The organism is Flavobacterium sp. GW823-FHT06G12, from assembly GCF_058794775.1.
In genome coordinates, this window is sequence record NZ_JBXAHE010000006.1 from 291,040 (window position 1) to 316,366 (window position 25,327).

25 protein-coding genes are annotated in these 25,327 nt (G+C 32.1%); 1 reads left to right on the plus strand and 24 read right to left on the minus strand.

Annotation, left to right across the window (positions count from 1 at the left end):
* Position 1 precedes the first annotated feature (1 nt).
* The 11 genes from AC1Q5Z_RS21835 to AC1Q5Z_RS21885 form a co-directional block, all read right to left on the minus strand.
* Positions 2 to 2,425: an SLBB domain-containing protein gene (locus AC1Q5Z_RS21835; RefSeq protein WP_343588630.1), complete on the minus strand. Its 2,424-nt coding sequence runs from the start codon at positions 2,423 to 2,425 to the stop codon at positions 2 to 4.
* A gap of 45 nt (positions 2,426 to 2,470) precedes the next feature.
* Positions 2,471 to 3,517, minus strand: a complete 1,047-nt coding sequence (gene rfbB, locus AC1Q5Z_RS21840) for a dTDP-glucose 4,6-dehydratase (RefSeq protein WP_343588631.1) — start codon at positions 3,515 to 3,517, stop codon at positions 2,471 to 2,473.
* An 18-nt stretch (positions 3,518 to 3,535) separates the two neighbouring features.
* Entirely contained in the window at positions 3,536 to 4,543 is a 1,008-nt protein-coding gene (locus AC1Q5Z_RS21845) for a mannose-1-phosphate guanylyltransferase (RefSeq protein ID WP_492446806.1), read from the minus strand.
* A 30-nt stretch (positions 4,544 to 4,573) separates the two neighbouring features.
* Positions 4,574 to 5,863: a nucleotide sugar dehydrogenase gene (locus AC1Q5Z_RS21850; protein ID WP_343588633.1), complete on the minus strand. Its 1,290-nt coding sequence runs from the start codon at positions 5,861 to 5,863 to the stop codon at positions 4,574 to 4,576.
* 279 nt (positions 5,864 to 6,142) lie between these two features.
* Positions 6,143 to 6,607 carry a UpxY family transcription antiterminator gene (locus AC1Q5Z_RS21855; RefSeq protein WP_286968666.1) on the minus strand — a complete coding sequence of 155 codons (465 nt, stop codon included), beginning with the start codon at positions 6,605 to 6,607 and terminating at the stop codon, positions 6,143 to 6,145.
* A 63-nt stretch (positions 6,608 to 6,670) separates the two neighbouring features.
* Entirely contained in the window at positions 6,671 to 8,062 is a 1,392-nt protein-coding gene (locus AC1Q5Z_RS21860) for a UDP-glucose 6-dehydrogenase (protein WP_198857768.1), read from the minus strand.
* 27 nt (positions 8,063 to 8,089) lie between these two features.
* Positions 8,090 to 9,073, minus strand: coding sequence for an SDR family oxidoreductase (locus AC1Q5Z_RS21865; RefSeq protein WP_343588634.1), 984 nt, complete (start codon positions 9,071 to 9,073; stop codon positions 8,090 to 8,092).
* Positions 9,074 to 9,083: 10 nt separating this feature from the next.
* Positions 9,084 to 11,531 carry a polysaccharide biosynthesis tyrosine autokinase gene (locus AC1Q5Z_RS21870; protein WP_343588635.1) on the minus strand — a complete coding sequence of 816 codons (2,448 nt, stop codon included), beginning with the start codon at positions 11,529 to 11,531 and terminating at the stop codon, positions 9,084 to 9,086.
* A gap of 15 nt (positions 11,532 to 11,546) precedes the next feature.
* Positions 11,547 to 12,338 (minus strand): polysaccharide biosynthesis/export family protein, encoded by a 792-nt coding sequence (locus AC1Q5Z_RS21875; protein ID WP_492446809.1) that lies wholly within the window; start codon positions 12,336 to 12,338, stop codon positions 11,547 to 11,549.
* Between the two features lie 72 nt (positions 12,339 to 12,410).
* Complete coding sequence (gene recR, locus AC1Q5Z_RS21880) at positions 12,411 to 13,031, minus strand: recombination mediator RecR (RefSeq protein ID WP_492446811.1); 621 nt, start codon at positions 13,029 to 13,031, stop codon at positions 12,411 to 12,413.
* A 130-nt stretch (positions 13,032 to 13,161) separates the two neighbouring features.
* Positions 13,162 to 13,527 carry a CoA-binding protein gene (locus AC1Q5Z_RS21885; protein WP_198857773.1) on the minus strand — a complete coding sequence of 122 codons (366 nt, stop codon included), beginning with the start codon at positions 13,525 to 13,527 and terminating at the stop codon, positions 13,162 to 13,164.
* A 152-nt stretch (positions 13,528 to 13,679) separates the two neighbouring features.
* On the opposite strand from AC1Q5Z_RS21885, the gene AC1Q5Z_RS21890 reads away from it, so the two are divergent.
* Positions 13,680 to 14,306 carry a MarC family NAAT transporter gene (locus AC1Q5Z_RS21890; RefSeq protein ID WP_343588638.1) on the plus strand — a complete coding sequence of 209 codons (627 nt, stop codon included), beginning with the start codon at positions 13,680 to 13,682 and terminating at the stop codon, positions 14,304 to 14,306.
* An 81-nt stretch (positions 14,307 to 14,387) separates the two neighbouring features.
* Here AC1Q5Z_RS21890 and ctlX read toward each other — a convergent pair whose 3' ends face one another.
* The 13 genes from ctlX to secY form a co-directional block, all read right to left on the minus strand.
* Positions 14,388 to 15,323 carry a citrulline utilization hydrolase CtlX gene (gene ctlX / locus AC1Q5Z_RS21895; protein ID WP_492446813.1) on the minus strand — a complete coding sequence of 312 codons (936 nt, stop codon included), beginning with the start codon at positions 15,321 to 15,323 and terminating at the stop codon, positions 14,388 to 14,390.
* Between the two features lie 94 nt (positions 15,324 to 15,417).
* Positions 15,418 to 16,332 carry a dimethylarginine dimethylaminohydrolase family protein gene (locus AC1Q5Z_RS21900; protein ID WP_488755301.1) on the minus strand — a complete coding sequence of 305 codons (915 nt, stop codon included), beginning with the start codon at positions 16,330 to 16,332 and terminating at the stop codon, positions 15,418 to 15,420.
* Between the two features lie 62 nt (positions 16,333 to 16,394).
* The gene (locus AC1Q5Z_RS21905; protein WP_111379752.1) at positions 16,395 to 17,672 is read right to left on the minus strand and encodes a citrate synthase; all 1,278 of its coding nucleotides are present in this window, start codon (positions 17,670 to 17,672) and stop codon (positions 16,395 to 16,397) included.
* 153 nt (positions 17,673 to 17,825) lie between these two features.
* Complete coding sequence (gene eno, locus AC1Q5Z_RS21910) at positions 17,826 to 19,118, minus strand: phosphopyruvate hydratase (RefSeq protein ID WP_132989113.1); 1,293 nt, start codon at positions 19,116 to 19,118, stop codon at positions 17,826 to 17,828.
* A 111-nt stretch (positions 19,119 to 19,229) separates the two neighbouring features.
* On the minus strand, positions 19,230 to 20,339 hold the full coding sequence (carA, locus tag AC1Q5Z_RS21915) for a glutamine-hydrolyzing carbamoyl-phosphate synthase small subunit (RefSeq protein WP_492446816.1): 1,110 nt from the start codon (positions 20,337 to 20,339) through the stop codon (positions 19,230 to 19,232).
* Positions 20,340 to 20,586: 247 nt separating this feature from the next.
* The gene (gene rplQ, locus AC1Q5Z_RS21920; RefSeq protein WP_198857779.1) at positions 20,587 to 21,078 is read right to left on the minus strand and encodes a 50S ribosomal protein L17; all 492 of its coding nucleotides are present in this window, start codon (positions 21,076 to 21,078) and stop codon (positions 20,587 to 20,589) included.
* A 62-nt stretch (positions 21,079 to 21,140) separates the two neighbouring features.
* Positions 21,141 to 22,133 carry a DNA-directed RNA polymerase subunit alpha gene (locus tag AC1Q5Z_RS21925; protein WP_008464329.1) on the minus strand — a complete coding sequence of 331 codons (993 nt, stop codon included), beginning with the start codon at positions 22,131 to 22,133 and terminating at the stop codon, positions 21,141 to 21,143.
* A gap of 21 nt (positions 22,134 to 22,154) precedes the next feature.
* Complete coding sequence (gene rpsD / locus AC1Q5Z_RS21930) at positions 22,155 to 22,760, minus strand: 30S ribosomal protein S4 (RefSeq protein WP_008464326.1); 606 nt, start codon at positions 22,758 to 22,760, stop codon at positions 22,155 to 22,157.
* Between the two features lie 91 nt (positions 22,761 to 22,851).
* Positions 22,852 to 23,235 (minus strand): 30S ribosomal protein S11, encoded by a 384-nt coding sequence (gene rpsK, locus AC1Q5Z_RS21935; protein ID WP_026727866.1) that lies wholly within the window; start codon positions 23,233 to 23,235, stop codon positions 22,852 to 22,854.
* Between the two features lie 8 nt (positions 23,236 to 23,243).
* Positions 23,244 to 23,618 carry a 30S ribosomal protein S13 gene (gene rpsM / locus AC1Q5Z_RS21940; protein WP_008464322.1) on the minus strand — a complete coding sequence of 125 codons (375 nt, stop codon included), beginning with the start codon at positions 23,616 to 23,618 and terminating at the stop codon, positions 23,244 to 23,246.
* A gap of 2 nt (positions 23,619 to 23,620) precedes the next feature.
* Positions 23,621 to 23,737 carry a type B 50S ribosomal protein L36 gene (gene ykgO / locus AC1Q5Z_RS21945; protein WP_002987490.1) on the minus strand — a complete coding sequence of 39 codons (117 nt, stop codon included), beginning with the start codon at positions 23,735 to 23,737 and terminating at the stop codon, positions 23,621 to 23,623.
* 12 nt (positions 23,738 to 23,749) lie between these two features.
* On the minus strand, positions 23,750 to 23,965 hold the full coding sequence (gene infA / locus AC1Q5Z_RS21950; RefSeq protein ID WP_007136545.1) for a translation initiation factor IF-1: 216 nt from the start codon (positions 23,963 to 23,965) through the stop codon (positions 23,750 to 23,752).
* A 7-nt stretch (positions 23,966 to 23,972) separates the two neighbouring features.
* A complete protein-coding gene (gene secY, locus AC1Q5Z_RS21955) occupies positions 23,973 to 25,319 on the minus strand; it encodes a preprotein translocase subunit SecY (RefSeq protein WP_008464318.1) in 1,347 nt (448 codons plus the stop codon).
* Positions 25,320 to 25,327: the final 8 nt, after the last annotated feature.

Here is a 25,327-nt window from a genome sequence, read left to right on the forward strand (position 1 = left end):
TTTATTTAAAAGCAGTTACAATTAATAATGCTAAGCTAGTTAGCACACTTCCGATACTAACCCATTCTCCAGTACTCATTTTTCTCGTTTCAGGCTTTTCAGGAACAACTATTTGTGAATCAGGCTCTACATTTGGGTACGATCTAAAAAACAAAAATGATTTGGTTACATCAGCTTTTCCGTTAGGATAAATAATATATGCTTTCTTTTTCCAACCTTTGCTATCTATTCCGCCAACTGAATTAATATAGTATTTAAATCCTTTTCCTTTTCTATAAGGAATCTCTGACGTTAACAATACATTCCCCGTTACTTTTACTCCCTCGTTATATACGGCCACTTCAATTTCATCACCTGGAAATAAAGTAACATTAGAATAATGATTTTTATTCTTTACTATTTTTTCCCAATTAATTGGAATTGTAGAAAACTTTAAATCATTTTCAAGTTTGTCTATTAATTTATTATTTAATGTATCCGTTTTCAAATTCAAATCTACACTTTTTAACTTTTCAATTTGATCTTCCTTGATAGGTCTAAGAATTTTCATTCCTTCTAAATTAGCTACAGATGTTAAACCTCCAGCTCTCATTACAACATTATAGACGGTTTCTTTTTTATTTGCTAAAACATATTTTCCTGGATATGTAACTGCCCCTTTTATAACTACCATTTGTGGTTTTTCATAAACAGCTATTCTTCGAATATTAACTACATCAAAAGGTTTTAAAATAAAATTCTTAGTTTGTTCATTATTATCTGCAGTAATTTCAAATTGAACTAATTCAATACGTTTTGGATCTGAATCATCTATAAAGTCAGATTTTATCATTCTAGCAATTTCAACTCTTTTAGATGCTGATCCTGTCAAACCACCAACTTGTACAATTAAGTCGTTTAGAGTTAAATTTTCTAAAAATTCATACTCTCCAGGATTTTTTACTTCTCCATCAATTGTAACTTTATATTCTTCTCTAAAATCTAAAATAGAATAAACAGTAACAATATCTTCTCTTTTTAATTCAATATCTGCGTTTAAATCACCAGACAATGCAGCATCTAAGTCTACATTGATAATCTCTGTAGTTAAATCATTTTTTAGACGGATTATTCGAGCTCTTTTACTATAAGCATCTTCCTTCAAACCTTCAGCTCTCGTAATAAGATCAGAAACACGCATTCCCTCAGTAAACGAATAGTAGTCAGGTCTAAAAACAGCACCTTCTATTTTAATTCTATTTTCAAAACGATTTAAGATTTTTGCAATTTTAAAAACATCTCCTGATTGAGGAAGATATGAATTATATTCACTTTCATTTATATCATGAACTTTAAATTCTTTAGCTGTTTTTTGTATTACATTTACTGAAGCAGTATAAGCAAATTCATTAAAACCTGATGCAAAATTTAATAAATCTGAAAAAGTTTCTCCTTTTTTCATCTCAAAAATACCAGGGCGCTTAACTTCTCCTTCTACAGTAACTCGCTGGCTATATGCTGGAATTCTTATTACATCATTTTCTTTTAAAGTAACATTATCAGATTGATCTCCTTTTACTAAAAATCTATAGATATCAATATTCCTATAAACTTTGTTGTTTCTAATTAATTCAATATTTCTGTAACTTCCATTTTTTCCTGGCCCCCCAGCTAAATGTAAAGCATTATAGACCGTAGCTAGAGAAGAAATTGAGTAATTCCCCGGTTGTTTACCTCCAACTATAGTTATTTTGATTGTTCTTATCTGACTTAAACTAACACTCACCTGAGATTGTCCAGAACGAACTGTACTATATACTTTTGCAATCGCAGCTTTTATTTTTTGAGTTGCAGCCTCAATAGACATCCCAGATACTGGAATTTGCCCCACATACTGAATAGCCACTTTACCCTCAACAGAGACCGGTATTGATGCATTATACTCTTGAACACCATAAACACTTACTTGTAACTCATCACCCGGTCCTAAAACATAATTCACTGGAGTTGCCATCTTTAAATCTGGTTCAAAATTTAAAGTTGGATTATCAAACAATTCAGAACCAAAAATCAAGACATTGGTAGAGTCTTTAACTTTGTCATTTTTAATTTTGCCTTGTTTTCTGCCAAAACCACTTTTGTCTTCTTGTTTTTGGGACTTATCTTCAATGCCTTTATTTAATCTTGATGAATATTCATTAAGTCTTGTCTTTAATTTATCATATTCTATCTGACTCATCCCTTTTGACAATGCCATTGGCTCAACTTGTTCAATTGTAGTATTATTACTTTTTAGTTGTGCACTAATTTTAGCTAAATCGTCGTCAGATAAGTAATCAACTTTAATTGTGCTTAAGTCTTTACCTTTCAAAATATCCTGTGCCTTAGCATTAAAGGAAAATAAAAAAGTAAAAACTAAAATAAGAACGTATGTTATTTTTTTCATGCTGCTTTTTTTTATCTTAAAAAATAAATTTAATTAAAAATTTGTTTAAGAATATTGCTTTTTATAATAATCTTTGTAAGATCCAGAAGTTACATTCTGCAACCATTCTTCATTATTCAGATACCAATTGACTGTTCTTTCTAAACCCTCTTCAAATGTTACAGATGGCTTCCATCCTAATTCTTTATTAATTTTTGAGGCATCTATTGCATATCTTAAATCATGACCTGGTCGATCTTTTACAAATGTGATCAATTGTTGAGAGGTCTCCTGTGATCTTCCTAACTTTTGATCCATAATCTGGCATAATAATTTAACCAAATCAATGTTTTTCCATTCATTAAACCCGCCAATGTTGTAAGTTTCATGGTTCTTCCCTTCATGAAAAACTAAATCTATTGCAATGGCATGATCTTCAACAAACAACCAATCACGAGTATAGTTTCCATCTCCATATACTGGTAATGGCTTATTATTAATTATATTATTTATAAATAGAGGAATTAATTTTTCAGGAAAATGATAAGATCCATAATTATTAGAACAATTTGTTAAGACATAAGGCAAGCCATAAGTTTCACCATAAGCTCTAACAAAATGATCTGAGCTAGCTTTTGAAGCAGAATAAGGTGAGTTAGGATCATACGCTGTTTTCTCTGTAAATAATCCTTCTGCCCCTAAACTTCCATACACTTCATCTGTACTAATGTGATAGAATCTTTTTCCATCAAAATTATGCTTCCATTGGTTTTTAGCAGCATTTAACAAATTCATGGTACCAATAACATTTGTTTTAACAAATGCTAAGGGGTCTTCGATAGAACGGTCAACATGAGATTCAGCCGCTAAATGCAAAACTCCATCAAAACTATGAATTGAAAAAAGTTCATTAATGAAAATTTCATCAACTATATTCCCTTTTACAAAGGTGTAATTCGATTTATCTTCAATATCTTTAATATTTTCTAGATTTCCCGCATATGTTAATGCATCTAAATTGAAAATGTGATATTCTGGATATTTGTTAACAAATCTTCTCACTACATGTGACCCGATAAAACCAGCACCTCCAGTTATAAGAATTTTTTTCATTTTACCTTTGTGATTATTTTACTTTAATAATTCTGAATTCTGTTTTTCTAACTCAGTATAAATATCTTTTACGTCTTGTGAACTTTCTTTCTGCAAAATCAAGTTAGCTGAATCTGTATAGACAAAAATTGTATTTTCTAAACCAAGAAAAGTCGTATGTTTATCACATCCAATAACCATATTTCCTTTATTATCAACCGGATGACCTTTAGATATTAAATAATCATAAACAGATTCAAAAGAGCCCAAATCTGACCAAGAAAAAGAGGCTGGTACAACCTTAATTTTTTTACTTCTTTCCATTACGGCGTAATCTATACTAATTGACGGAATTTCCATGGATAAATCTAAATCTAAGAAACCATCTTTACTTGCTTCCCATACCTGTTTTGATTTTAGATAAACATCTGGCTGAAATTGTTTTAATTCTTCCAAAAGAACACTTGCTTTAAAGCAAAACATACCGCTATTCCATAGAAAATTACCTTTTGCAATAAACTCCTTCGCAGTTGTTTCATTCGGTTTTTCGCGAAATGAAACTACATTATCCCCTTGAGCTTCTATATAACCATAACCAGTTTCTGGCTTGGTTGGAATAACACCAAAAGTCACGATAGATCCTTCATCAGCTTTAGTAATAGCTTCGTTTATTGCCGCATTATAGTTCTCCATTAAATCGATAATATGATCTGAAGGAGTTATAATTAAAATATCATTTGGTTCTGATGCGAATGCTGCAAAAGCTATCGCTGCAGCAGTATTTCTAGGTGTAGCTTCAACAATATTAATATAAGAAGTACTTGTTTTATCCATTACTTTCCCACTCAGTTGAAAATTATCAACATTTCCAACAACCATAACTTTATTTGCTAAATGACTATTTCGTTCAACAGTCATTTCAAACAAAGATTTTCCATCAAATATTTCAAGGTATTGCTTTGGCCTGCTTTTACGCGAAAGAGGCCATAGTCTACTTCCAACTCCTCCAGTGAGAATTACATGCGTAACGGATTTATTTGAACTCATATATTTTAAATAAAAAAGAAATTTTAAAATTTAAAGTCTGTTATCAGCTAAAGACCCCAAAACTCCTTTTACATCATAAATTAAACTTTTGTCTTTTTTCAAAGTTGAAAAATCGATTTCAAGAAATTCTGAGTGAGCCACTCCTAATACCAATGCATCAAATTTTTCTTTAGGCATAATGTCTACGGTTTTCAGTTTATATTCTCTCTCAACTTCTTCAGTATTAGCTAGTGGATCAAAAACAGTAACTGCTATTCCGTAATCTTTTAAAGCCTTTATTACATCAACAATTTTAGTATTTCTTACATCAGGACAATTCTCTTTAAAAGTAATACCCAACATTAATAATTTAGCACCATTAACTGAAACACCTTTTTTTATCATCAACTTTACGATTTGCGAAGCAACATATTCGCCCATGCTATCGTTTAAACGTCTTCCTGCTAAAATTATTTCAGGATGATATCCAAATTCTTGTGCTCTCTGTGCTAAATAGTAGGGATCAACACCTATACAGTGTCCACCCACAAGACCTGGCTTAAAAGGCAAAAAATTCCATTTTGTCGATGCCGCTGCAAGTACCTCTTGGGTATCAATATTCATTAAATTGAATATTTTAGCCAATTCATTAACAAAAGCAATATTAATATCGCGCTGAGAATTTTCAATAACTTTTGCTGCTTCTGCAACTTTTATTGTAGGTGCCAAATGTGTCCCTGCCGTAATTACAGACTTATATAGTTGATCGACTTTTAAACCTATTTCAGGAGTTGAGCCCGAAGTAACTTTTAATATTTTTTCGACTGTGTGTTCTTTATCGCCAGGATTTATCCTTTCTGGAGAATATCCTGCAAAAAAGTCTTCGTTAAATTTTAAGCCTGAAGCTTTTTCTAAAACGGGAACACATTGTTCTTCTGTTACTCCTGGATAGACAGTTGATTCATAAATAACAACATCTCCTTTTTTCAAAACTTTTCCGACTGTTTCGCTTGATTTATACAAGGGAGTCAAATCAGGTCTATTATTTTTATCTACAGGAGTTGGAACAGTAACTATATAATAATTACATTCTTTAATATCATTTATTGATGTAGTACAATACAATCCTTTTTCTACATCTAAACTATCTACTAAAACTTCATTTAAGACATCATCTTCTACTTCTAAAGTACTATCTGTTCCCGATCTTAAAGACTCTACTCGTGATTCATTTATATCAAATCCCACTACTGGGTATTTTGTAGCAAATAATCGAGCTAATGGTAGTCCTACATAACCTAAACCTATAACTGCAATTTTTACTTTAGTTTCCAAATTCATATTTTTTAATTTATTTCTGGTCAATAAAACTCATGGCTTCGCCGTTCTCAGTCACAAAATTCTGACTCAGATACCTAAATTAATCATTTTCGGCAAATATAACATAATAAGTCTAGTTATTCAATACGGTTTCCCGTATTACTTACAAAACGAATTACTAAAAAAAAACTAATTTTTACAACAATCTATTAATCAGACTGTAAATAAATACATAATAAAAAAACAGAAGAAAAAAATCATAAAATGACTTTCTCTTCTGTTGCATCTTAATTTTTTAAATCATTTATACTTTATCTTCAAAACACATCCTAATGTTTCTAGCACTAGCACATAATAATTACTAGATACCTGCTGAACTATTGCATTCTGATTGCTAAATACGCCTGATTCTAATTTGATTTTATCCCCAACCTGAATACTAGAAATTGAAATATCACTTAGGTTTGGAGCCGTTAAACTCTTTTTAATAATTTCAATCTCTTGATCTTTTACAATTGCGGGTTTTCCCAACCAAAATAGGTACCTAACTACTCCCTGAACTTGAAAAACTAAATTACGATCTGAGTCAGCTAATTGAACAAAAACGTAGGAACTAAAAAGAGGAGTTTCAACTTTTTTCTTACGATCTGACCATTGCTTTACTTGTGTTACTAATGGACAATAACACTCTATTCCTTGTTGAATAAGTTTATCTGCAACTTTCTTTTCCCATTTAGGTTTTGTATAAACTACGTACCAATTCATTTTTTTTATTTATGATGACGCAGTTTTTTACTACTTCATTTTATCAATAATCACAAAACCAATTTATGATCCTATACCATTATAAACGAATCCAATTGATTCTAATTGTTTTGCATTTAAAATATTTCTTCCATCGAATATAAAAGCTGGTTTATGCATCGAATCATAAATCTTCTTCCAATCGTACATCGTAAATTCATCCCATTCAGTTAAAATTGCAATTGCATGTGCATCTTTACATGCTTCATAGGCATTATCAAACACATTTAACGCACTTCTATTTTCTTCACCTGTTCTTGTTTCTAAATAATCTAAATCACTTAACATCTTGTTTTTAGAAACTTTAGGATCATAAACTGAAATTTTTGCCTGCTCGTTTATTAAATCGTCAGCTACATAAATTGCTGCAGATTCTCTTGTATCGTTTGTATCTTTTTTGAAGGCCCAACCCAAAAATGCAATTTTCTTATCAGCTACTGTATTATATAATGTCTGAACAATTTTATTTGAAAATCTTCTTTTTTGATGATCGTTCATAATAATTACTTGTTCCCAATAATCTGCAACTTCATTTAATCCATATGATTTTGCGATATAAACTAAATTTAGAATGTCTTTTTGAAAACAAGAACCTCCAAATCCTACAGAAGCTTTTAAGAATTTTGGTCCTATTCTGCTATCCATACCAATTGCTTTCGCAACTTCATTTACGTCTGCACCTGTTTTCTCACAAAGCTCTGACATTGCATTGATTGAAGAAATTCGTTGCGCTAAAAATGCATTTGCTGTAAGTTTAGATAATTCTGAAGACCAAACATTTGTTGTCAAAATTCTATCTTTACTTACCCAATTCGCATAGACATCAACTAATGAATTAATTGCTTCTTCTCCTTCTTGATTTGTGTCTCCACCAATTAAAATTCGATCCGGATTTAACAAATCTGCGACCGCAGTTCCTTCTGCCAAAAATTCTGGATTAGATAAAATTTGAAATTGAACACCATTCCCTGTATTATCCAATATACTTTTAATTGCTTCAGCCGTTCTAACAGGCAAAGTCGATTTTTCAACTACAATTTTATTTTGTTTGGCAACTCTTGCAATTTGCCTTGCACACAATTCAATATACTTTAAATCAGCAGCCATCCCTTTTCCTTTTCCATAAGTCTTAGTTGGAGTATTTACTGAAATAAATATCATTTGAGCCTCGTCTATAGCTTTATCAACATCAGTAGAGAAAAATAGATTTCTACCTCTTGCTTCAGATACAATTTCAGAAAGACCAGGTTCATATATTGGAATATTTTCAGGGTTCGGATCGTTCCAATCTGCTATCCTTTGTTCATTTAAATCAACAACTGTAACCTGAATATGTGGACATTTTTGAGCAATAACCGCCATTGTAGGTCCACCAACATATCCTGCACCAATGCAGCAAATTTTTGTAATTTTCATTTGATCTATTTTATCTTGATCTTAAGTTTATTTTAAATTATGCCAATACCATTCAACAGCTTCTTTTAATCCGTCTTGCAAAGAATATTTTGGATTATAACCCAGATTTCTTTTTGCTTTTTCGATGCTTGCCAAAGAATGAGGGATATCTCCTGCTCTATTTTCGCCGTAAATAACTGGCACATCCTTTATTTTTGGATCAAAGTCTGATAAAAACTTTTTTAAATAGCCAACTAAGTCATTTAATGTATTTCTATCTCCAAATGCTGTATTATAAACAGTATTAACAGCCTCTGCATTTTGACAAGTCATAGCCAACTCATTCATTTGGATAACATTATCGATATAAGTAAAATCGCGTGAATAATTTCCATCACCATTAATTACGGGACTTTCATGATTCATAAATTGTTTTACAAACTTTGGAATTACAGCAGCATATGCTCCGTTAGGATCTTGTTTTCTTCCAAAAACATTAAAATAACGAAGTCCGATTGTTTCTAACCCATATGCTTTACTAAAAATCTCTGCGTACAATTCGTTTACATATTTTGTAATTGCGTAAGGAGACAATGGTTTTCCTATAACATCTTCTACTTTTGGCAATCCTTGAGAATCTCCGTAAGTCGATGAACTTGCTGCATAGACAAATCGTTTTACTTTAGCATCGCGTGCGGCAGTAAGCATATTTAAAAACCCAGAAACATTTACATCATTTGTAGTAATCGGATCTTTGATCGATCGAGGCACAGAACCTAAAGCTGCCTGATGTAAAACGTAATCTACTCCTTGAACCGCCAAATTACAATCTGCTAAACTTCTAATATCAGCCTCAATTAATTTAAAATCAGGATTATCTAAAAAATCTTTTAAATTATGACGATGACCTGTAGAAAAATTGTCTAGACAAACAATCTTATAACCTAAGTCTAAAAAATACTCAGTCAAATTTGAGCCAATAAATCCAGCTCCTCCTGTAATCAGGATCGTACTTTTTATCTCATTTTTCATTTGTCAAAATTTAACTTTTTCTAATTCGATTTACAAACGCTTTCCAAAATCCTTCTTTGATATCTTCCTCATGATAACCATTCGAATATGCTCCATAACCGTAACCATATCCATAACCCGAACCATATTTTGCTTTATTTTCATAACCATTCAACACAATACTCACGTTACTTAACTCTCCGCGTTTAAGTCTTGTATTCAACAACGTTATCATATCTTTCTTAGTATAATTCTGTCTCACAATATACAATGTCACATCTGCAAATTGAACCAATTCTAATGAATCTGCAACCAAACCAACAGGTGGAGTATCCAAAATTATATAATCATATTTCTGCTTCAATTCGTCAATCAATTCCCTCATACCATCGCTTAAAATTAACTCTGAAGGATTTGGAGGTATTGGCCCCGAGAGGATTACATCTAAGTTTGGAATAGCTGTAGAATTGGTAATTTCTTCTAAACTATTTTGTTTTATTAGATAGTTGACAACTCCTAAAGGCGTTTTTAATTGAAATTCATCTGCCAACCTTGGCTTTCTTAAATCTAGACCAACAATTACGGTCTTCTTTTCACTTAAAGCAAAAACAGTCGCTATATTTATAGAACAGAAAGTTTTTCCTTCCCCACTAATTGAAGAAGTAATCATTAAAGTTTTTGATCCAGTAAGCTGCTGTTTTTTATATAAAAACTGAAGTGAAGAACGTATTGCCCTAAACGATTCAGAAAGAGCTGATTTTGGTTTCTCAAAAACCGCCAAACTGCTCGAATTCACATTAAGACCAATTACTCCTAATAAAGGAATTTGAGTCAATTTAGTTATATCCTCAGTATTCTGAATCGAATTATTAATAAAAAATATAACAAGAATAAAAAGCAAGGGAATTAAAATCCCAATAAACAATGCCAGTATATAATTCATTGAGGTTTTAGGCCCAATCAAACCTCCTCCAATATCTTTTGCAGGATCAATAAAATGAATATCAGATAAATTAGATGCCCTTACAATTTCTGCTTCGTTTCTTTTTTGAAGAAATTCAGTATAGATATTGTCATTTAAATCATATTTTCTTTTAATCTTCAATAATTCTTGCTGTTCGGCTGGAAGTTTTTTAACAGTACTTTCGGCTTGACCAATTTTCGCGTTTAATAGTGATAAATCATATATTAAAGCTGCTTTTGCGGTAACAATATTCTCTTGAAGAACATTTTTTACTGCGGCCATTTGATTGTCAAAATCTTTAAATATTTTTTCACTTTTTACTGCATAAGCCATTTCAGATCTTTGCGTAGAAAGCGCGATAAGTTTTGACACATTTGCAACAACATTCGGATCTTCAATTCCTGCAACAGAAGGGGCTGGTAATCTAGAATAATCATCACTACTATTTAAATACGATCTTAATGAATTATAATAAGCTATTTTTCTTGTAACTTGATCTTTTTCAACATCAAAATTCATTATTTTATCAGAAACTCTAGAACCTCCATCTTCTATTTCATAGATCTTTTTATCTTTTTGGAAAGATTTTAATTCGTTCCCCGTTTGCTTAAGTTGTGATTCCATTGCTACTAGTGTACTATCAATAAATCTGATAGTATTTGTAGCAAATTGATTTTTTCCATCAAGTTGTATCTTAATAAGCATTCTAACAGTAGCGTTTAAATAATCAACCATTCTTGCCTTATTAGTACCCTGCATAGACAAAGTTAATAATGATCCATTATTTTTTCCTGAATCTACATTAACACCTCTGTAACGAGAGACTGTTCCATCAAAATCATTAAATCTAATAAAGTATTCTTTTCCTTTATAAAAACCTGGATTATCTGTTATTTGAATTTTCCAATTTAAAAATGGAAGATTAACACGTTCTCCTACTTTATATTTTTTAATAAACATTATAGGCTGTACTGCCGTATTATTATAAGAATTATCGCTGTAAGTAATTAATGAAACAGAATTTACCTCAAATGGAATCCTAATTTCATACTCATTTTCACTTAAAAATTTTACGCTAATTAATGTATTTACAAGCTGTCCTTTTGTTTTGTCAATATCAACATAAAATGGCACAGCTCCATAAGAATCTATTAAATTATATTTTCCTTGTTCTAAATAATCAATATAAAATTGAAGCTTATCAACTACCAACTCATTATGAGACCTTGATTGAAGAATTGTAGAAATACCATTTACTTGATCAGAAACCCCTCCCCAATTGAAAACCAAACTTGTATTTGAGGTAAAAAAAGGATTACTTTCTTCTTTAATAGAAATCATTGTCTGCATTCCGTAAATTTTTTCTTTACGAACGTTAATCTGATAAGCAATTGTAAATGTAATAATCAAACTTATAAGGAACCATTTCCAGTATCCCACAATTTTCAACAGAAACCCTTTAAAATCAAAATGAGAATGATTTTCAAAAATGGCGAAGTCTTTAATGTCTAACATTTTAAAAATCTATTTTTACTTTATAATTAGGTAAACTGTTGTTGCCAAAGATAATAATGTAATTATTGTTCCTATAGATTGTATCCCTGTTTGGCCTGTTCCCCAAGTTTTTTGTCTTAAGGGTTTTACATAGATGTAATCATTTGGCTGTAAATAATAATAAGGCGACTTCATTACATTCACATCAGTAAGATCAATATCATGCATTTGTACACCCGTTGGTGTCTGACGAATTATGGTTACTTCTTTTCTATTACCAACCGTAGTAATATCTCCTGCATTTGCGACAGCATCCAAAATGGTTACATTATCCTTAAATAGTGTTTTTGTTCCTGTCATTCCAACCTCTCCATTAATAGTATATCTAAAACCAGCTAACTTAACTGTAACAAAAATATTGGCTTCGCTCTTAAAATATTCTTCAAGTAATTTATTTTCAATTTTCACACGAACCTCGTCAAGAGTATAGCCAATTACATTTATTTCTCCCAAAATTGGCATCCTAATATTACCATGATCATCAATTGTAAATCCATCAAAGTATAAACTGGATTCAGTTTTTCCTGCCTGACTACTTTCACCTTCTGTTGTATTAAAAATAGAAACCAATTTTGAATCAATAGCTTTTATATTGATTTTTAAAATATCGTTTACTTGCAATCTATAGGGTTTTGATTCTACCGCTGCAATTGCTGTTTGTTCTCCTGAATTATTTTTATCTTGAAGGTAAACCAAATCTTTAATTGGAATACATGAGGTAAATAATGCTGAAATTAATAAGAATAGAAAAAAACTTTTTTTTGTCATTCGTTCAATTTTATCGCAAATATGGCTTTTCCTTTAATGTTCGGAAAAACCTAACTTTTATTTGGGGTTAAGTTAATTATTTTTAAATGTTTTTTCAAAAGGTACTCTATGCAAGATACTTCGTCCTAGTGTTATTTCATCTGCATACTCTAATTCATCTCCTACTGATATCCCTCTCGCGATTGTCGAAATTATAATCTTAGTGTCTGCAATCTGTTTATATATATAAAAGTTTGTTGTATCTCCTTCCATTGTTGAACTTAATGCAAAAATAATCTCTGACACATTTCCAGATTTCGCTTTTGTTACCAAACTAGAAATATTCAACTGGTTAGGACCAACTCCTTCAATAGGAGAAATTTTCCCACCAAGCACATGATATATCCCTTTGAACTGGCCCGTATTTTCAATTGCCATAACATCTCGAATATCTTCTACAATACATATTGTTTCATGATTTCTAACTGGATTAGCGCAAATCTCGCAAATCTTAGTATCAGAAATATTATGGCAACTTTCACAAAACTTAATATCCTCACGCATATTCATCAATGCTTGAGATAAAAAAGCAGTCTGTTCTTTCGGTTGTTTTAGCAAATGAAGAACTAGCCGAAGTGCTGTACGTTTACCTATACCAGGTAATTGCGACATTTCGCTTACTGCTTTTTCAATTAATTTTGATGAAAATTCCATGACGACAAAAGTAATACTTTTAATGGTTTAGCCTACATTACAGCCATTAAATTCAAAGCTTTATGCTATAGTTGTTTTATTACGAAACCCCTTTCTTTTCGAGACTAAAAGAAAAGCAACAAACAATAATTTAGTATTGATTTGTAGTCAATAAAACTAATGTACAAGCGACTTCAACTTGAATATCATTAAGCTCTAATAATTGATACAATTCAGGGTTTTCTGTCCCAGGATTAAAGATTACTCTTTTAGGATGCGATTCAATAATGTAATTATAATAATCTCTCTGACGAACAGGATTTAAATATAGAGTAATAGTATCAATATTTTTAACTGGTATTGCTTTAGTTTGAATTTTTACTCCAGCAACTTCGCCAGCTTTTTGACCAATTGCTAGTACAGAATGTCCTTTTCCTACCAACATATTTACCGCTTTATAAGAATAACGCTCTGGATTTGTCGACGCTCCTATAACTAATGTTTTTTTACTTTTCATAGTTTTAATTTAGATTGCAAAAGTAATCAAAAAGAACGATTTAACTTTATGCCTTATAACCCAGAATTGATACCAATAAAAATATTATTATAACATAATTTCACACAAAAGCATCAAAAAATAACTACATTTACTTCACGAACCAATACAACATGGAATTATTTATTTACTTATTTGCCGCTTTATTCTCGGTACTTAATCCAATCGGAACTGTACCAATTTTTGTTGGACTAACTCAACATGACTCTCAAAAAGAAAGATCCCGAATCTCACTTTGGACGGCCATCAATGTTTTTATCATACTAATGGTTTCTTATTTTATTGGCCAATATGTTCTAACTTTTTTCGGCATTAGCATCGATGCTTTAAGAATTGCTGGAGGAATCGTAATTGTAAATTCTGGATTCTCTTTATTATCTGGGAAATTCAACAAGAAACGAGGAATCAATAAAAAAATTGAGAACGAAGCACAGCACAGAAATGATATTGCACTTACACCTCTCGCAATACCTATGCTTGCGGGCCCTGGATCAATGTCTCTTTTAATTGCTTTTTACCAAGAGCACCACGAATTAAACGAAATCATAATTTCTTCGTTAGCAATTTTTGCAATTGCAGTAGCTATTTTTGCTATTCTAAAAAGCGCACATTATTTAGCTAGAATATTGGGAGCCTCGGGTATTGTTGCAATTTCAAGAATTGTTGGTTTTATAGTTATTTCAATCGGAATTCAATATATAGTAAGCGCTATAATCAATATTATTAAAGGAAATTTTTAACTAATATCACTACGGTCCAAAAGAAAAAGGGATGAAATTATTTAAATTTCATCCCTTTTTCTTTTCATCTATTCATTTTATTTAAGCTCTTGGCAAGAAAATTTCTGCCATCATACATCTTGCACTTCCTCCGCCACAAGCTTCAATTGTATCTAAACTCGAACTTAAAATTTCAGCGTGATTTTCTAATTGCGAAATTTGTTTCGGAGTTAAGCTTTGATGTGCCGACGCACTCATTACAATATATCTCTTATCATCTTTACCTCTAACTTCGAGCATATTTCCTGCAAAGTTATTCACTTGATCTTCTGTTATTAGAATTACTTCTTTCTGATCTTGTTTAAGATTATCCAGAACCATTTTACGTTCTTTTTTATCATCAATAGAATCTGCGCAAATAACTGCAAAAGTTTCACCTAAACACATCATCACATTAGTATGGTAAATTAATTTACGCTCACCATCAACAGTTTGAAAAGCTTCGAAAATTACAGGAGCATAATCAAAATCTTCACAGAATTCTATAAACAATTCTTCATCTGCTCTTGGCGATAATGCACAATACGCTTTTCCGTTTGCTCTATCTAATAACAAACTTCCTGTTCCTTCTAAGAAAATGCCATCTTCTTCTGCAGAAGTATAATCCATTATATTTGCAATTTCGAATCCTTTTTCTTCCAAAGTATCCAAAATATCTTCACGACGTTCTTGACGGCGATTTTCAGCAAACATCGGATAAAGTGCAACGTCTCCATTTTCATGAAATGAAACCCAATTGTTTGGAAAAATACTATCTGGAGTATCAGTCTCTAAATTGTCGTCAACAACCGTTACATCTACTCCAACCGCTCTAAGTTTTTCTACAAAAGCATCAAATTCTTGTTGTGCTTTTGCATTAACGGTACTTGGTAAAAGTCCGTCTAATACTTTTTGATAATAATTATTTACGGCCGTTTGTTCATTCATTCTGAATGCAACTGGGCGAATCATCACGATAGCATTAGTAGTTTGTTTCATTTTTTATATATCTTTTTTTTGTCCCAAATTCTAGGTTTCAGGTTTCACGCCTTGAAAAAGACTTAAAACCTGAAACTTCAAACAAAAACTATTTTTAGTCTCTAATTAATGGCAAAGTTGAACATCTCAACAAACCTTCTTGTTTTGAAATTTCAGCATATGGAATTTCTTCAACAATAAAACCATTTTCACGAAGCCAGTTATTTAATCTCGTGAAATTCTTTTCAGAAACTACCACATTTTCATCAATTGAAAACACATTCGAAAACATATTATACATTTCGTTTCTTTCGATATGAAATAGATTTTCTTTCCCAAAAAGTTTTACCAAATAAAGATAATCTGCCTCTTCGCGGAAACCTCTTTTATAGATAATTCCTTTATCTTTTCCAACAGGCTGAAAACAACAATCCAAATGTAAAGCATTATCTCTTGCTTCCAATTTAGATTTTACTAAATCAAATTCTTTTACAATTTTATTCGGAAACAATGATTTAATATAGTTTACACCATGCATATTTGTTCTTGCAGTAATATAATCTTTGTAATCGCTTCCTTTATAAGTTCCGATAAAAATATGATCATTCCAAAGCATCACATCTCCTCCTTCGATATGAACTTCTTCTGGAGGACGAACTACTTTTAATGGATCAATCTGATCAATTACATATTGAATAGCATCTAATTCACGTTCTCTATCTGGAAGAATATTCGATTTTACAAAGATATCATCAATTACAAACCCAATATCCCTAGCAAAAATCTGATTGTAATTTTCAATCATCTCTGGACGATAAACAGTTACATCATATTTCTGAAAAACAGAATTAAAAGCTTCCATTTCAGCAACCATATCTTTTTCTACAGGGTAAGTTCCTGCTTTAATATGTTCCAATGATTTAGGATCATAAGCCTCTTCTATAGTTGGAGTCGGTCCATTATGAACAGCAGAACCCAGAACTACAGCACGAAGTCGAGACGTTTCGTTCTTTACATTTAATTGCAACATAACTCTTTTGTATTTTGAGCAAATATAAAAAAAGCTTCACAGTTAAGTGAAGCTTTCGTTTTTTATTTATTAGACTTAAACTCTCGTAAAGGATGTCCTGTATAAATTTGTCGTGGTCTTCCAATTGGTTCTTTGTTTTCACGCATTTCTTTCCACTGTGCAATCCAACCTGGCAGTCTTCCAATTGCAAACATAACAGTAAACATATCTGTCGGAATTCCTAAAGCTCTGTAAATAATTCCAGAATAGAAATCAACGTTTGGATATAAGTTTCTTGATTTAAAGTACTCATCTTCTAGAGCTGCTTTTTCTAATTTTCTTGCAATATCTAAAATCGGATCTTCAACACCTAAAGTCTCTAATACTTCTGTTGCAGCTTTTTTAATGATTTTAGCTCTTGGATCAAAGTTTTTGTAAACTCTGTGTCCGAATCCCATTAAACGGAATGGATCATTTTTATCTTTCGCTTTCGCTAAGAATTTATCTGTATCACCACCGTCTTTATTGATTTCTTCAAGCATTTCAAGTACTGCTTGGTTAGCTCCACCATGAAGTGGTCCCCATAAAGCAGAAACTCCTGCAGAAACTGAAGCAAATAAACCAGCATGAGAAGAACCTACCATTCTTACAGTTGAAGTAGAACAGTTTTGCTCGTGATCTGCATGAAGAATGAATAATTTATCTAAGGCATTTACAATTACAGGATTTGCAGCGTAAGGCCCTGTAGGCAATTTAAACATTAATTGCATAAAGCTTTCTACATAACCCTTTGTATTATCGTAGTAATTTAAAGGATAACCCATAGATTTTCTATAAGTCCATGTAGCAATCACTAAAAATTTGGCCATTGTTTTACAAATAGCTTCGTACATTTCTTTTTCGTTATCAACATTAACCGCTTTAGGATTAAAAGCCGTTAAAGCGCTTGTTAAAGCAGATAACACTCCCATTGGATGAGCCGTTTTAGGGAAACCGTCAATGATATTTTTCATTTCTTCGTTTACCAAAGAATGTTTTTTAATACCATTTTCAAAATCTTCTAATTGTTTAGCTGTAGGTAATTCACCAAAAATCAAAAGATATGATACTTCTAAGAAACTGGCTTTTTCAGCAAGGTCTTCAATAGAATATCCTCTGTAACGTAAAATTCCTTCTTCTCCGTCTAGGAAAGTGATTTCACTTGTACAAGATCCTGAATTTTTATAACCTGGATCAAGGGTAATATAACCTGTTAAATCACGTAATTTGTTGATATCGATAGCTGATTCGTTTTCACTTCCTGTGATTACCGGAAGTTCAACCTTTTTACCATCTATTTCTAATGTAGCTATTTTTGACATAATATACTGGAAATAATTCTTTAAATAATAATTTATCAAATCTAATGAATTTAAGACTAATTTAAAAAAGAATACTGCTATGAATTTGTTAAAAGTCCAAAAAAAAACCATTCGCTAAAGCGAATGGTTTTTTCCAATATATAATTTCAAAAATTATTTGATTTTAAAAGCATTCAAACCAGGGAAATAAGCTGTACTTCCTAGTTCTTCTTCAATTCTCAATAATTGGTTGTATTTAGCCATACGATCTGAACGAGAAGCAGAACCTGTTTTAATTTGACCACAGTTTAAAGCAACAGCTAAGTCTGCAATTGTATTATCTTCAGTTTCTCCAGAACGGTGAGACATTACAGATGTATAACCAGCATTTTTCGCCATGTTTACAGCAGCAATAGTTTCAGTTAAAGTACCAATTTGGTTTACTTTTACTAAGATTGAGTTAGCAATTCCTTTTTCGATACCAGTTGATAAACGAGCAACGTTAGTAACAAATAAATCGTCTCCAACTAATTGAACTTTATCTCCAATTTTTTCAGTTAAAGCTTTCCATCCATCCCAATCATCTTCGTACATACCGTCTTCGATAGAGATAATTGGATATTTAGCAGCAAGTTCAGCTAAGTATTGAGCTTGTTCTTCAGAAGTTCTGATTTTTCCAGTTTCTCCTTCAAATTTAGTGTAATCGTATTTTCCGTTTACATAAAACTCAGAAGCAGCACAGTCAAGAGCAATCATAATTTCGTCTCCGAAAGAATATCCAGCTTTTTCAACCGCCAATTTAATAGTATCTAAAGCATCCTCAGTTCCACCGGCTAAATTTGGAGCAAAACCTCCTTCATCACCAACAGCAGTACTTAAACCTCTATCATGTAATACTTTTTTCAAGTTGTGGAAAATTTCAGTTCCCATTTGCATTGCATGTGTAAAAGAAGTCGCTTTTACTGGGAAAATCATAAACTCTTGGAATGCGATCGGCGCATCAGAGTGAGAACCCCCATTGATGATGTTCATCATTGGAACTGGCAACGTATTAGCAGAAACACCACCTACGTATCTGTATAATGGCAAACCAAGTTCATTAGCAGCAGCTTTAGCAGCAGCCAAAGAAACACCTAAAATAGCATTAGCTCCTAATTTAGATTTATTTGGAGTACCATCTAAATCGATCATTAATTGGTCAATTGTGTTTTGTTCGAAAACAGAAGTCCCAACTAATTCTTCAGCAATAATAGTATTTACATTATTCACTGCATTCAAAACACCTTTACCTAGGTAAGCTTTACCTCCATCACGTAATTCAACAGCTTCGTGCTCTCCTGTAGATGCTCCAGATGGAACAGCAGCTCTACCTAAAACTCCATTTTCAGTTACTACATCAACTTCAATAGTTGGGTTACCTCTAGAATCAAGAATTTGTCTTGCGTGAACTTTAATTATAATACTCATTATTTTTGTTTTTTATTAATAAATTATATTTTTTTTTCGAAATTATAAAAATATTTAATACTATAAACGCATTTTAGACATTAAACACCTTTATTTATTAACTACATCGTTTTAGACCTTACTGCTTTTAATATTCTCTACGAATTGGTCAAACAAATATGACGAATCGTGTGGCCCTGGACTAGCCTCCGGGTGATATTGAACTGAAAAACAATTTTTATTCTTCATTCTCATTCCCGCAACAGTTCCATCATTTAAGTGAACATGGGTTATTTCAAGCTCTGGATGATTCTCTAATTGTTCTCTCTTAACCGCAAATCCGTGATTTTGAGAAGTTATTTCGCCTTTACCTGTGATGATATTTTTAACCGGGTGATTAATTCCACGGTGTCCATTAAACATCTTATAAGTTTCAACACCATTTGCCAAACCGATTACCTGATGTCCTAAACAGATTCCGAACAAAGGCTTGTTATCTGCTAATATCTCCTTTGCTACTTGAATCGCTCCAAACAATGGATCTGGATCCCCTGGCCCATTTGACAAGAAATATCCATCTGGATTAAATTCAGACATATCTTTGTAGGTTGAATCAAATGGATATACTTTAATATAACAATCTCTTTTAGCAAGGTTTCTTAAAATGTTCTTTTTAATTCCAAGATCTAAAGCTGAGATTTTGTAAGTAGCATTTTCATCTCCAAAGAAATATGGTTCTTTAGTAGAAACCTTAGAAGCTAATTCTAAACCTTCCATATTTGGAACATTCGCCAATTCTTTCTTTAAATCTTCAACTGGAGTTCCATCTGTGCAAATTACTGCATTCATCGCTCCATTGTCACGAATGTAACTTACAAGTGCACGAGTATCAACATCAGAAATACAGATTAAATTTTGTTTAGCAAAATAATCTTCCAAGCTTCCAGAAGCATTCTCTCTAGAATAATTAAAACTAAAGTTTTTACAAACTAAACCGGCAATTTTAATACTATCAGATTCAACTTCAGAATCATTAACACCATAGTTTCCGATATGTGTATTTGTAGCAACCATAATTTGACCGAAATAAGAAGGATCAGTAAAAATTTCCTGATACCCTGTCATTCCAGTATTAAAACAAACTTCACCGAAAGTTTTACCGCTAATTCCGATAGATTTTCCGTGAAAGATTGTTCCATCACTAAGTAATAAAATGGCGCTTTGTCGTGTTGTGTATTTCATTATTTAATTTGAATTGTTTTTTTAATCAAGATATAAACCCAATATAAAGGTTTTAAGTGTAATTAGATATTTTGCAAATTTACTTCTTTAAAATAGCCCTTCCAAGATTTTTTAAAACTTTCATTCGTAAAAATAAAACCTATCATTTTAAATAAGTTACATTTCTTCCGTTTAAAAAAAATCAAAAAAAAAGGATAAACTAAAAATTAGTTTATCCTTGATTTCTATAGAATGATTACTTTCATAATTATTCAGAAGCTTCAGTAGTCGTTTCTGTTTCAGCAGCAGGAGCTTCTGGAGCAGCAGTTTCAGCTTTTTTAGCTTTACCACCACGACGGCTTTTAGCTTTTTTAACTTCTTTTTTACCTCCGTTGTAAAGTTCATTGAAGTCAACAAGTTCGATCATCGCCATATCAGCGTTATCTCCCAAACGATTTCCAACTTTAATGATACGAGTGTATCCTCCTGGACGGTCACCTACTTTAGCAGCCACATCTCTGAACAAATCAGTTACAGCGTATTTGTTACGTAAGTAAGCAAAAACAATACGACGATTGTGAGTCGTATCTTCTTTTGATTTAGTGATTAAAGGCTCAACGAATTGTTTAAGCGCTTTAGCTTTAGCAACAGTAGTGTTAATACGTTTGTGCTCGATAAGAGAACAAGCCATATTAGCCAACATAGCTTTTCTATGTCCAGTCTGTCTGCTTAAGTGGTTGAATTTTTTTCCGTGTCTCATGACGTGTTTTTTTTATCTTCATCTTGCTACAATCCACTATGGAGAGCAAAATATGAAGTAAATTATTCTTTATCTAATTTGTATTTAGCTAAATCCATTCCGAAAGTCAAATTTTTAACTGCAACAAGTTCATCAAGTTCAGTTAAAGATTTTTTACCGAAATTACGGAATTTCATTAGGTCATTTTTATTGAACGATACTAAATCACCAAGTGTATCAACTTCAGCCGCTTTCAAGCAATTTAATGCTCTCACAGATAAATCCATATCAACAAGCTTAGTTTTAAGCAATTGTCTCATATGCAATGACTCTTCATCATACGATTCTGTTTGTGCAATTTCGTCAGCCTCAAGTGTAATTCTTTCGTCAGAAAACAACATGAAATGGTGAATTAAAACTTTAGCAGCTTCAGTAAGAGCATCTTTAGGATTAATAGATCCATCAGTTTTAATTTCAAAAACTAATTTTTCATAATCTGTTTTTTGCTCTACACGGAAATTTTCGATTGCATATTTTACATTTTTTACCGGAGTAAAAATAGAATCTGTAAAAATTGTTCCAATTGCAGCATTCTGTTTTTTGTTCTCTTCAGCAGGAACGTATCCTCTACCTTTTTCGATTGTTAAATCGAAGTTCAATTTGATTTTAGAATCTAAATTACAGATAACAAGGTCTGGATTCAAAACTTGAAAACCTGAGATAAATTTTTGAAAATCACCTGCTGTTAGTTGATCTTTACCAGAAACAGAAATAGTAACTGATTCATTATCTATATCTTCAATCTGACGTTTGAAACGTACTTGTTTTAGATTAAGGATAATTTCGGTAACATCCTCTACAACACCTGAAATAGTAGAAAACTCATGATCTACACCTTCGATACGAACAGATGTAATTGCATAACCTTCTAACGCTGAAAGCAAAACTCTTCTAAGTGCATTACCAACTGTCAATCCGTAACCAGGTTCTAAAGGTCTAAACTCAAATTTACCTTCAAAATCGGTTGAATCGATCATGATAACTTTATCGGGCTTTTGAAAATTAAATATTGCCATAAATTTCGACTAAGTCAATTATTATTTGTTGTACAACTCTACGATTAATTGTTCTTTAATGTTTTCTGGAATTTGAAGTCTTGCAGGAACAGAAACGAAAGTTCCTTCTTTAAGATCATTGTTCCAAGTAATCCATTCATAAACATGACTTGAATTTGATAAAGAACGTTCGATAGCTTCTAAAGATTTAGATTTTTCACGAACTGCAACTTTATCACCAGGCTTAAGGTGGTAAGAAGGAATATTAACAACCTCTCCATTTACAGTAATGTGTCTGTGAGAAACGATTTGACGCGCACCTCTTCTAGATGGAGCAATTCCCATTCTAAAAACAACATTATCTAATCTTGCTTCGCATAATTGTAATAAAACTTCACCAGTAACTCCTTTAGTAGCTGATGCTTTTTCGAATAAATTTCTGAATTGTTTTTCTAAAATTCCATAAGAATATTTAGCTTTTTGCTTTTCCATTAATTGAACAGCGTACTCAGATTTTTTTCCTCTTTTTTTAGCCATCCCGTGTTGTCCAGGTGGGTAATTTCTTTTTTCGAAAGATTTATCATCTCCGAAGATTGCCTCGCCAAATTTACGAGCGATTTTGGTTTTAGGACCAGTATATCTTGCCATTTTAAAAAAAATTTAAGGTAGAAATTATGAATTCAGGTCTAATCCTTCGATAATCTATGTTCTACCTTGGTTATACTATAAAAATAAAAAATTAAACTCTACGTCTTTTTGGAGGACGACATCCGTTGTGTGGCATTGGAGTAACATCAATAATTTCAGTAACTTCTATTCCACCGTTATGAATAGAACGAATAGCAGACTCACGTCCGTTACCTGGTCCTTTTACATAAACTTTCACTTTTTTAAGTCCTGCCTCAAGTGCTACTTTAGCGCAATCTTCCGCTGCCATTTGAGCTGCATAAGGAGTGTTCTTTTTAGAACCTCTGAAACCCATTTTACCAGCTGAAGACCAAGAGATAACTTCACCTTTCTTATTAGTCAAAGAAATAATAATGTTATTAAAAGTGGCAGAAATATGAGCCTCACCCGTTGATTCAACGATAACTTTACGTTTTTTTGCAGTTGCTTTAGCCATATTACTTATTATTTAGTTGCTTTTTTCTTGTTAGCAACAGTTTTTCTTTTACCTTTTCTTGTTCTTGAGTTGTTTTTAGTTCTTTGTCCTCTTAATGGAAGACCAGATCTATGACGAATACCTCTGTAACATCCAATATCCATTAAACGTTTAATGTTTAAAGAAATTTCAGAACGTAATTCTCCTTCAATTTTGTAAAATGAAACAGCTTCACGAATCGCTCCGATCTCATCATCATTCCAATCTTGAACTTTTTTATCTTGGCTAACTTGAGCTTTTTCTAAAATCTCAATAGCTCTACTTTTTCCTAATCCGAAAATATAGGTAAGTGCGATAACACCTCTTTTGTTTTTTGGGATATCTACCCCTGCTATTCTTGCCATAATTATCCTTGTCTTTGTTTAAATCTAGGATTCTTTTTGTTTATTACGTACAGTCTCCCTTTTCTACGCACGATAATGCACTCGGCACTTCTCTTTTTTACTGATGCTCTAACTTTCATAGTGAATATCCTTTAATATCGATAAGTAATTCTTGCTTTTGACAAATCATAAGGACTCATTTCTAGTTTCACTTTATCACCAGGTAATAACTTGATGTAATGCATTCGCATTTTTCCAGAAATATGAGCAATTACAATATGTCCATTTTCTAACTCTACACGGAACATCGCATTTGACAATGCTTCAATGATTGATCCGTCTTGTTCTATTGCTGATTGTTTTGCCATAAATATATTAAGCTACCGCTTTTCTATTTTTACCAGTCTTCATTAAACCATCATAATGTTTATTTAACAAGTATGAATTGATCTGTTGAATAGTATCTATTGCAACACCAACCATAATTATTAATGAGGTACCTCCAAAAAACATTGCCCAAGATTGTTGTACATCCATAATACTTACAACAATAGCTGGGAACACAGCAATCAAAGCAAGGAATAAAGATCCTGGGAAAGTTATTAAAGACATCACTTTATCAAGGAAATCAGAAGTTTCTGCTCCTGGACGTACGCCTGGAATAAAACCACCGCTTCTTTTTAAATCATCAGCCATTTTGTTAGTAGGAACGGTGATTGCAGTATAAAAGAATGTAAATACAATAATTAAAGTTGCAAAAACAAAATTATACCAGAAACCAAACATATTACTAAATGCACCAACAATAGATTGTGATGTATCTGATTTAGACAATCCAGCCACTGCTGCAGGGATAAACATAATTGCTTGCGCAAAAATAATTGGCATTACTCCTGAAGCATTAAGCTTTAGAGGAATCCATTGTCTATTACCTCCTGCCAAATCTTGCTCGTAATCTCCAGTTGTTGTACGACGAGCGTATTGTACTGGAATTTTACGTACTGCCATTGTAAGCAATACACAAGAAATGATAACTAATAGCCACACAATAATTTCAATAACTAATAACATTGGACCTCCATTGTTATTGGTAACACGTGTTGTAAACTCTTGAATAAAAGCTTGCGGTAAACGTGCTAAAATACCAACCATAATTAACAATGAAATACCATTTCCAATACCTTTATCTGTAATTTTCTCACCAAGCCACATAGCAAAAATTGTACCTGTAACTAAAATGATAACTGACGAGAACAAAAATTCAGGTGAATTAAAGCCTAGCAAAAATGCATTACTAGGCAATGTTCTGTATAAATTATAGATATAAGTTGGACCTTGAACCAATGTGATAGCGATTGTCAACCAACGAGTGATTTGATTAATCTTTTTTCTACCACTTTCCCCATCATTTTGAAGTTTTTGTAAATATGGAATCGCAATTCCCATTAACTGAACAACAATAGACGCAGAAATATAAGGCATGATACCTAAAGCAAATACTGAAGCCTTAGAGAAAGCACCCCCGGTGAACATGTCTAGAATAGATCCTAGACCATTTTTAGTTTGTCCCGCTAAACCAGTCAATTGCGTTGCGTCAATTCCAGGAAGCGTAACGTGTGCTCCAAAACGATATACTAAAAGTAATCCTAATGTAATTAAGATTCTATTCTTTAGTTCTTCGATTTTCCAAACATTACTTATTGATTCAATAAATTTCTTCATCTTAATAG

Bases quoted from the DNA above. Each gene is read 5' to 3' on its own strand.
- AC1Q5Z_RS21835 (WP_343588630.1), bottom strand. From the start codon at position 2,425: ATGAAAAAAATAACATACGTTCTTATTTTAGTTTTTACTTTTTTATTT.
- rfbB (WP_343588631.1), bottom strand. From the start codon at position 3,517: ATGAAAAAAATTCTTATAACTGGAGGTGCTGGTTTTATCGGGTCACAT.
- AC1Q5Z_RS21845 (WP_492446806.1), bottom strand. From the start codon at position 4,543: ATGAGTTCAAATAAATCCGTTACGCATGTAATTCTCACTGGAGGAGTT.
- AC1Q5Z_RS21850 (WP_343588633.1), bottom strand. From the start codon at position 5,863: ATGAATTTGGAAACTAAAGTAAAAATTGCAGTTATAGGTTTAGGTTAT.
- AC1Q5Z_RS21855 (WP_286968666.1), bottom strand. From the start codon at position 6,607: ATGAATTGGTACGTAGTTTATACAAAACCTAAATGGGAAAAGAAAGTT.
- AC1Q5Z_RS21860 (WP_198857768.1), bottom strand. From the start codon at position 8,062: ATGAAAATTACAAAAATTTGCTGCATTGGTGCAGGATATGTTGGTGGA.
- AC1Q5Z_RS21865 (WP_343588634.1), bottom strand. From the start codon at position 9,073: ATGAAAAATGAGATAAAAAGTACGATCCTGATTACAGGAGGAGCTGGA.
- AC1Q5Z_RS21870 (WP_343588635.1), bottom strand. From the start codon at position 11,531: ATGTTAGACATTAAAGACTTCGCCATTTTTGAAAATCATTCTCATTTT.
- AC1Q5Z_RS21875 (WP_492446809.1), bottom strand. From the start codon at position 12,338: ATGACAAAAAAAAGTTTTTTTCTATTCTTATTAATTTCAGCATTATTT.
- recR (WP_492446811.1), bottom strand. From the start codon at position 13,031: ATGGAATTTTCATCAAAATTAATTGAAAAAGCAGTAAGCGAAATGTCG.
- AC1Q5Z_RS21885 (WP_198857773.1), bottom strand. From the start codon at position 13,527: ATGAAAAGTAAAAAAACATTAGTTATAGGAGCGTCGACAAATCCAGAG.
- AC1Q5Z_RS21890 (WP_343588638.1), top strand. From the start codon at position 13,680: ATGGAATTATTTATTTACTTATTTGCCGCTTTATTCTCGGTACTTAAT.
- ctlX (WP_492446813.1), bottom strand. From the start codon at position 15,323: ATGAAACAAACTACTAATGCTATCGTGATGATTCGCCCAGTTGCATTC.
- AC1Q5Z_RS21900 (WP_488755301.1), bottom strand. From the start codon at position 16,332: ATGTTGCAATTAAATGTAAAGAACGAAACGTCTCGACTTCGTGCTGTA.
- AC1Q5Z_RS21905 (WP_111379752.1), bottom strand. From the start codon at position 17,672: ATGTCAAAAATAGCTACATTAGAAATAGATGGTAAAAAGGTTGAACTT.
- eno (WP_132989113.1), bottom strand. From the start codon at position 19,118: ATGAGTATTATAATTAAAGTTCACGCAAGACAAATTCTTGATTCTAGA.
- carA (WP_492446816.1), bottom strand. From the start codon at position 20,339: ATGAAATACACAACACGACAAAGCGCCATTTTATTACTTAGTGATGGA.
- rplQ (WP_198857779.1), bottom strand. From the start codon at position 21,078: ATGAGACACGGAAAAAAATTCAACCACTTAAGCAGACAGACTGGACAT.
- AC1Q5Z_RS21925 (WP_008464329.1), bottom strand. From the start codon at position 22,133: ATGGCAATATTTAATTTTCAAAAGCCCGATAAAGTTATCATGATCGAT.
- rpsD (WP_008464326.1), bottom strand. From the start codon at position 22,760: ATGGCAAGATATACTGGTCCTAAAACCAAAATCGCTCGTAAATTTGGC.
- rpsK (WP_026727866.1), bottom strand. From the start codon at position 23,235: ATGGCTAAAGCAACTGCAAAAAAACGTAAAGTTATCGTTGAATCAACG.
- rpsM (WP_008464322.1), bottom strand. From the start codon at position 23,618: ATGGCAAGAATAGCAGGGGTAGATATCCCAAAAAACAAAAGAGGTGTT.
- ykgO (WP_002987490.1), bottom strand. From the start codon at position 23,737: ATGAAAGTTAGAGCATCAGTAAAAAAGAGAAGTGCCGAGTGCATTATC.
- infA (WP_007136545.1), bottom strand. From the start codon at position 23,965: ATGGCAAAACAATCAGCAATAGAACAAGACGGATCAATCATTGAAGCA.
- secY (WP_008464318.1), bottom strand. From the start codon at position 25,319: ATGAAGAAATTTATTGAATCAATAAGTAATGTTTGGAAAATCGAAGAA.